At 36.3% G+C, this 7711-nt stretch carries 7 protein-coding genes and 1 other annotated feature; of the genes, 6 read left to right on the forward strand and 1 reads right to left on the reverse strand.

The genetic code is table 11. The features are described 5' to 3' along the window. From RCH56_RS07045 to pdxS, 6 genes are all read left to right on the forward strand, one after another. The coding region (locus tag RCH56_RS07045; protein ID WP_306484273.1) for a transposase at positions 1-1056 on the forward strand (1056 nt) is incomplete at its 5' end. A 183-nt stretch (positions 1057-1239) separates the two neighbouring features. Beyond that, positions 1240-2250 carry an ornithine carbamoyltransferase gene (argF, locus tag RCH56_RS07050; protein ID WP_306484274.1) on the forward strand — a complete coding sequence of 337 codons (1011 nt, stop codon included), beginning with the start codon at positions 1240-1242 and terminating at the stop codon, positions 2248-2250. Positions 2251-2324: 74 nt separating this feature from the next. Beyond that, positions 2325-2552, forward strand: a binding site (T-box leader). 52 nt (positions 2553-2604) lie between these two features. Then, a complete protein-coding gene (locus RCH56_RS07055; protein WP_306484275.1) occupies positions 2605-3573 on the forward strand; it encodes an ABC transporter substrate-binding protein in 969 nt (322 codons plus the stop codon). Positions 3574-3582: 9 nt separating this feature from the next. Next, positions 3583-4452 carry an ABC transporter permease gene (locus RCH56_RS07060; protein WP_306484276.1) on the forward strand — a complete coding sequence of 290 codons (870 nt, stop codon included), beginning with the start codon at positions 3583-3585 and terminating at the stop codon, positions 4450-4452. Next, positions 4445-5200 carry an ABC transporter ATP-binding protein gene (locus RCH56_RS07065; protein ID WP_306484277.1) on the forward strand — a complete coding sequence of 252 codons (756 nt, stop codon included), beginning with the start codon at positions 4445-4447 and terminating at the stop codon, positions 5198-5200. Before RCH56_RS07060 ends, RCH56_RS07065 begins: the two co-directional genes overlap by 8 nt. Positions 5201-5480: 280 nt before the next feature. After that, positions 5481-6338, forward strand: a complete 858-nt coding sequence (gene pdxS, locus RCH56_RS07070; RefSeq protein WP_306484278.1) for a pyridoxal 5'-phosphate synthase lyase subunit PdxS — start codon at positions 5481-5483, stop codon at positions 6336-6338. A gap of 70 nt (positions 6339-6408) precedes the next feature. Here pdxS and RCH56_RS07075 read toward each other — a convergent pair whose 3' ends face one another. Further along, complete coding sequence (locus RCH56_RS07075) at positions 6409-7317, reverse strand: DMT family transporter (protein WP_306484279.1); 909 nt, start codon at positions 7315-7317, stop codon at positions 6409-6411. Positions 7318-7711 lie beyond the last annotated feature (394 nt).

A 7711-nucleotide genomic window follows, 5' to 3' on the forward strand; every position in this document is an offset into this window, starting at 1 on the left:
GAAGCAACAGGTAAATACCATCTTCCAATCCTCTATGAATTAAAAGACAAAGGATTCTTTGTAAGTGTGGTAAATCCCTTAAAAATGAAACAGTTTTGTCGAGTACTCAACTTTAGAAAAGCAAAAAATGATAATATAGATGCCATACAAATAGCCGAATATGGCTTAATGTACTGGAAAGAATTACAAGAATACAAAGTAGATACAGAAAATTTCAGAACCCTAAAAGAATTAAACAGATCCTATCAGCACTATATGGAATTAAGAATCAATCAAATGAACTTCATAGATCAAACAATAAACCAAACATTTCCAGGAATAAAAAAACTAATTCCACACGCTTCAGGAGACTTTTCAAAAGACAAACTATTAGATTTCTTAGAAAAATGGTGGCATAAAAATCTAGTATTAGAAAAACCAGAAGAAAAATTCATAGATGATTTTAAAAACTGGGCAAAAGAAAAGAGATACCATCCTAATGCTGATAAAGCTAAATCCATATACAAGCTCGCAGGGGAAAGTATCTCAACTCAACCTTCTAGTAGCTCATATATAAAGACTAGCATACAAGAAGGAATAGAATTGATAAAACATATAAATCAAATTCTACGTACTATTTTATCACAAATGATAGAAATTGCCGAGCCCTTAGAAGAATATAAAGAATCGAAGAAATTCTCAGGAATATCAGATAAATTAGCAGTACAAATCACAGCAGAATTTGGAGACTTATCAAAATTCAAAAACAAAAAAAGTTTAATATCCTTTGTAGGAATAGATTCACCGCCATATGAGTCAGGGAATTTTAAAGCAGACCAGAGAAAAATAACAAAAAGAGGAAATGCAATACTAAGAAAAGTAGGTTACCAAGCTATGAAATGCATGATGAGTGCAAAAGATACTGAAAATGATATATATCTGTATATGGTAAAAAAAGAAAAAGATGGAAAGGCTAAGAAGATTTGTAAATTTGCAGGATTAAATAAATTCTTAAGAACCTACTATGCAAAAGTTATGGCATCAAAACAAGAAAAGAAGTTATTAAAAGTAGCCTAGAATTAACATTGCTATAGTTAAAACAAGCCGATTGTAAGCGGCTTATTTGTTGTGCTTAAATTTAAACTCTAAATAACAAGTAGAAAAGTAAAATTAATTCGATTTTCTCCTTGACTTTTGTTAGCAGGTTTTCATCCTAATAACAAATCAAAAATAAGGTATATTAAAACAAAGGAGAAATATATGGAAATTGATTTACGAAGTAGGAACTTTCTTGATATGCAAGATTTTTCTGAGGAGGAGATTTTATATCTTATAGATTTGGCAGCTGAGTTTAAGAAGCTTAAGAAGGAGAAAAGGCCCCACAAGTATCTTGATGGACAAAATTTGATCCTTCTTTTCGAGGAAGCTTCTACCAGGACCAGAACTTCCTTTGAGGTTGCCGCCTTTGATTTGGGAATGGGAGTAAGTCTTATAAATTCTTATTCAAGCAAGCTCGGCGAGAAGGAATCTATCGAAGATAGTATCAATGTCTTCGACCGCTATTACGACGGCATAGTCTATAGGGGAAACAAGCAGGATATGCTAGAAAAACTTGTGAAGATGACGGAAGTTCCAATCTATAATGCCATGACAGAAAAGACCCATCCAAGTCAGATGATTTCAGATATGCTTACCATAAGGGAAAAGTTCGGCTATCTTAAGGGACTTAATTTATTATATCTAGGATATCCCGGAGATATCATGCCTAACTCCCTATCCATAACTTGTGCTAAGCTTGGAATAAATTTCACAGCAGCAGGTCCTAGGAAATATTTCCCTAAGGAAGATTTTATAAGGCTTTCTAAGGATTTTGCGAAAGAGAGTGGGTCTCAAATTACTTATACAGAAGATTTGAATGAAGCCATAGGAAAAGCTGATATAATCTATACTGATATGTGGATAGCCCTAACAGAGGCAGACGACGTGCCTGTAGATAGGATTATGGATCTTTATCCTTATAGGGTCGATAGGGAAGTGATGGATAAGACAAAGGATAATACGATATTTATGCATTGCTTGCCAGCCTTCCACGACAAAAAATCCAAGCTTGCCCAAAAGGTCCTTGCCAAACTTCCTAAGGATATGGACTTCGATGGAATGGAAGTTAGCGATGAAGTCTTTAGATCAGCGAAGTCTACGGTCTTCGATCAGACAGAAAACAGGATACCAGCTGTTAAGGCAATCTTGTATTCAACTTTGAAATATGAGTAATTATATATTTTGACAAATAATTTATCAAAAATATTTGACAAAGTCCATTTGAGCATGTATTATCTAGTTAAAGAATAAATGTGATTACAGAAAGATAGTTTATATGAATTACTTAAGAGAAAAGACGGTTGGTGCAAGTCTTGTAAGGAGTATATACTTATTCCCTCTGTATGCAGAATAGCCGAATCTAGTAAGCTATTACGGAAGCTACCGTTATCAGAAGCAAGGAGTTGATAGACTCTTGTCAAGGTAATCTTTAGATTATGAAATTAGGTGGTACCACGAATACACTCGTCCTATACAGGGCGAGTTTTTTTGTTAGATAAAAGTCTATCGGAAATTATGGAGGATATAATGAAAATCAAAAAAATTTTAGGACTAATGTTGGCTATGACCCTGCTAGGATCTTGTGGAAACAAGGGGAATGAAACAGAAAAAAGCGCTGGAGAAGGATCCAGTGATAAGGCAAAGATAGGAATTGTACAAATTGCAGATCACCCTTCCTTGGATGCAGCAAGAGAAGGTTTTATAGAAAAGCTCGATAGCGAAAATATTTCCTATGAGTTAATAGACCACAGGGCAAACGGAGACCTTGCCCTAATCCCGCAATTTGCGACAGACCTTAAGAATAAAGATGTTGACCTAATCTATACCATAGGCACACCAGCAGCCCAAGGAGTGGCCAATACCATAAAAGATAAGCCTGTTTTATTCGTAGCAGTAACAGACCCAGAAGGAGCAGGACTTAGCGGAGAAAATATCACAGGAGTATCTGATTATGTAGAAGCAGGAAAGCTTATAGATGACTTCCTAAGCCTATATCCAGACACTAAGGTATTTGGCACAATGTATAATACCAACGAGCAAAACTCCCAAGTTCAAATCGAAGCCTTGGAAAAGGCCCTAGAAGAAAGAGGCTTAAAGCTTGAAAAACAAGGAGTTTCATCCATAAACGACATTCCTCAAGCTATAGCAAGCCTTAAGGGCAAAATCGACGCTATGGTTACAGTAACAGACAATGTCGTTGTAAATGCTATGCCAGTTATAAGCGAGGCTCTAGCCAAGGAAAACATCCCATCAATCGCCTATGACGAAGGAAGCGTAGAAAACGGAGCCTTGATGAGTGAAGGAGTAAACTACAGAGAACTTGGAAGTCAGGCTGGAGCTATGGCAGCGGAGATCCTTAAAAATGGGAAAAATGCCAAAGATATTCCTTACGAGATGGCAGAAAATCTCAAAGTTCTTGTCAACACCAAGACTGCTAAGGCCTTGGGAGTAGATTTAAATCAAGATTTACTAAAGAATGCAGAAAAAATAGACTAAGGAGAAGAAATGACCGGCTTACTTTCATCACTAGGAGCAAGTATAGAAATAGGACTAATATTTGCAATCCTTGCCATGGGCTACATGCTTAGCTACAAATTCTTAAAATATTATGACCTCTCGCTCGAAGGAACCTATCCTTTGGGAGCTTTTGTTGCAGCAGTTCTAATCCAGAAGGGCCTGGGTCCTTATCTTGGAATCTTGGGAGCTATAATATGCGGGGGACTTGGAGGATGTTTGACCTACTTTTTCTACAAAAAGATTAAGGTAGACCCACTTCTTTCAGGAATCCTAACCCTAACTATCCTTTATTCCATAAACTTAAGGGTAGGAGGGGCAAGTAATATCCCTATAGCAGGAAATCCAAATATTTTTGGGAATCTCCCAAAATGGCCAATCCTACTTGCCCTAACCCTAGTAATCAAACTTGCTATCGACTATTACCTAAGAAGCGAGACAGGCTACCTACTTAAGATTACTGGAAATAACAGAAAACTTGTCAAACAATTGGGTAAAAATCCTGATAGCTTTATCATGGTGGGGCTCATCCTATCAAATGCCCTCATAGGTCTAAGTGGAGGCCTTATGGCCAACTACCAAGGCTTTGCCGATATACAGATGGGAACAGCCATGATAGTGACAGGTCTTGCCTCAATTATTATAGGAGATACCTTGATGAAATCTAGAGATAAGCTTAGAGATACTTCAAGGGCAATACTTGGAGCAATTGTCTATAGGATTATATCAGGCCTTGCAATTTATTTGGGACTTAACCCAAACGACCTAAAGCTTATCACAGCTTTAATTGTCATAGCCTTTATTTCCTACAACAATTACCTAGCTGATAGAAAATACAAAAGGATGGTTAAAAATGCTTGAAATTAAAAATATTTCCAAAACTTTCAACATAGGCACAAGCGAAGAAAATACAATATTTAAGGACTTCTCCCTAAAGATCGAAGAAGGCCTTGCTACAACCATCATAGGACCTAATGGCTGCGGTAAGTCTACCCTGATGAATCTAATAAGCGGAAGCCTTTCCCTAGATTCGGGACAGATTTTAGTAAATGGGGTAGAGATCAGCAAACTTAGCGAAGAAAAAAGAGCTAAATACATGGGCAAGGTAAACCAAGATCCCAAAGACGGGGTGGCGACTAACCTAGATATCTACGAAAACATGGCCTTAGCCCTAAAAAAAGGAGAGAAATTTGGCCTAAGATCTCTTAGGAAAAGCTCGGATACAGAAGAAATAGTAAGAAGACTTAAGAAATTAAAGCTAGGCCTTGAAAACAAACTCCACACCAAGACGGGCCTACTATCTGGAGGACAAAGGCAGTCCCTAGCCCTTCTTATGGCGACAGCCAAAAAGCCGGACCTCTTATTATTAGACGAGCACACAGCAGCCCTTGACCCAAAGACAAGTCGAAACATAATGGATATGACAAGAAGCCTTATCGATAAGGAAAATATGACAACCCTCCTAATCTCCCACAACCTAAGAGACGTTGTTAAATACTCCGATAGGATAATCATGCTAAACAAGGGAGAAATTGTCCTAGACCTTAGAGCAAAGGACATCACAGAAGACGACCTAGTCAAAGCCTATAAGGAAAAATTAGGAGAATAATATAAGACGGGGCTCTTGCAAAACCATAAATAATCATCGTGCGATCTTTAGACAATTCTTTTAGGAAAATTCACCTATGTATTACAAGAAAAATTAGGATCGACGAGGATTATTTGTAAAGAATCTGTATTAATTCTTAAATGGAGCAAGTAATGCAACAGCTACTATGCTTTACAAGCTAGTGGTTTTTCTTAATAAATACAAGAAATAAATAGAAAATTAACATAATCTTACATTTATTGTATAATATAGATGGAAATGTTTTATGAAAGGAAGATAAATGGATAAAAAAATTATTGAGATAAACGAAAAGCTAAAAGGCGGAGTAATAATGGACGTTATTAACGTTGAGCAAGCAAAGGTAGCAGAAGATGCTGGTGCTGTTGCAGTAATGGCTCTTGAAAGAGTTCCTGCAGATATCAGGGCTGCTGGCGGAGTTTCAAGAATGAGCGATCCTGAAATGATAGGAAAAATAATGGATGCAGTTTCTATTCCAGTTATGGCAAAGGTTAGGATTGGCCATTTTGTAGAGGCACAAATTCTAGAGGCCTTAGGCATTGATTACATAGATGAATCAGAAGTCCTATCTCCGGCTGACGATGAAAACCATGTCGACAAGGTAAAATTTGAAACACCTTTTGTCTGTGGAGCAAGAGATTTATCAGAAGCTCTTAGGAGAATCAAAGAAGGTGCATCAATGATTAGAACCAAGGGGGAGGCAGGAACTGGTGATGTAGTTCAAGCGGTAAGACACTTAAGAAAGATCAATTCACAAATAGCGGAAGTAGCAGGTCTTACTGATGACGCTCTTTATACAAAGGCCAAAGACCTTCAAGTGGACTATGACCTATTAAAATATGTAAGAGATAACAAGAGACTTCCTGTCCTAAACTTCTCTGCAGGTGGAGTAGCAACTCCAGCAGATGCAGCCCTTATGAGACAATTAGGAGCTGAAGGAGTCTTTGTTGGATCTGGTATATTTAAATCAGGAGATCCAGAAAAGAGGGCCAAGGCTATAGTAAAGGCTGTGGCAGGATACAATGACCCAAAAGTTCTCCTTGAAGTAAGCAAAAACTTAGGAGAGGCTATGGTAGGAATAAATCCTTCTGAAATAGAAGAGATAATGGAATTGAGATAAAAAATTGGTGATGTAGCAGAAAATCATCCTGCTCATCACCTTTTTCTTTTGCGACTTAGGAATATTTTTTTTAACTTTTCCTCTTTGTCATATTTAAAATCGAAGAAGCAGATAAAACTAGGACCATACCCAAGGCAAGTCTTAGGGTAAATACTTCTCCTAGAACTATAACGGATAGGATAGATCCGAACAGAGGAATAAAGAGCTTATAGATTCCAAATTCGTTTGCGGAATGTTTTTGAAGGACTAGGGTCCAAATAGTAAAGGCAGTTGCCGAAATGAAGGCTGCATAAACTAAGAGGATAGCCGCTTTGCCTGTAAAGGAAATCCATCCTCCACTAAGGCTTCTTCCTACTATAATTAAGATAATAGATCCTACAAAAAACTGAAGGCCTGTAAGAAGATAGCCATTCATCCCCTTGCCGTACTTTCTCACGAGGACTGTACACAAGGCATTTATTGAAGTAGAAACTATGATAAACCCTTCGCCGGTAAGCTTCATAGCTTCTCCGCCGATTGGTTTTCCAGTATTTGTTATTATAATTCCAATAGTTCCTATCACGAGAGCTAAGATCATCTTTGAATTAATCTTATCTTCTGGTAAAAGCAGGGCAGAAAATATCACTACTATAAATGAATTTGCTGCTTGGATGATTGAAGATTTGACTCCGAATGTGTTTGACAGACCTATATAGTAGAAAAGATACTGGATACTAGTCTGAATTAAACCTAAAATTATGACGAACTTCCAATCGAGCTTCTTGAAATCTCTAAAGTTTCTATCAAATATCAAAAAATAGATAAGTGTTATAATGCCAGCCATAAAAAATCTAATTCCAGCGACTAAGATCTTTGCTCCTGTATCAGAGCCTGTCAGTCCTAGTTCGATATAGGTAGTTTTTATGGTAGGGATGGCTGAGCCCCACAAAAGCATTGCAAGTATTGAAAAAATAATTGCTATTTTTTTATTTTTTAACAAAAAAAACCTCCTAAAGTAATTTATAATATTATTACTTTACTTAAAATAAGCTATTTATCAAAGGTAAATAAAGTTTATGGTAAATATATATTTACATAAATAAAAAACCATTACTTATGTAATGGCCTTTGATAATTGCAATCTTTTAGATTGCATGAGTTAAACAGCGAAAGTTATATTCTTTCTAATCTAGTATAACAAGACTTGGACTTTCTGTAAAGTATTTTTGGCTTAAATTAGCTAATGTAGAATAAATTTAAACGAATGCATAATAAATTTAAGGATATTATAAAAATAATTAAAATAGAGATGTTAATTTTTGCTGAAAGATAAAATTTTTATCATTATTTAAATTTTATTTTGTTAACCTATTCTGCAACACCACCTTTTATCC

It is taken from the genome of Anaerococcus sp., from assembly GCF_030825785.1.
In the GTDB taxonomy this organism is placed as follows: Bacteria; Bacillota; Clostridia; order Tissierellales; family Peptoniphilaceae; genus Anaerococcus.

Excerpts from the sequence above, each read along its gene's own strand:
- argF (WP_306484274.1), top strand. The coding sequence starts at position 1,240 with ATGGAAATTGATTTACGAAGTAGGAACTTTCTTGATATGCAAGATTTT.
- RCH56_RS07055 (WP_306484275.1), top strand. The coding sequence starts at position 2,605 with ATGAAAATCAAAAAAATTTTAGGACTAATGTTGGCTATGACCCTGCTA.
- RCH56_RS07060 (WP_306484276.1), top strand. The coding sequence starts at position 3,583 with ATGACCGGCTTACTTTCATCACTAGGAGCAAGTATAGAAATAGGACTA.
- RCH56_RS07065 (WP_306484277.1), top strand. The coding sequence starts at position 4,445 with ATGCTTGAAATTAAAAATATTTCCAAAACTTTCAACATAGGCACAAGC.
- pdxS (WP_306484278.1), top strand. The coding sequence starts at position 5,481 with ATGGATAAAAAAATTATTGAGATAAACGAAAAGCTAAAAGGCGGAGTA.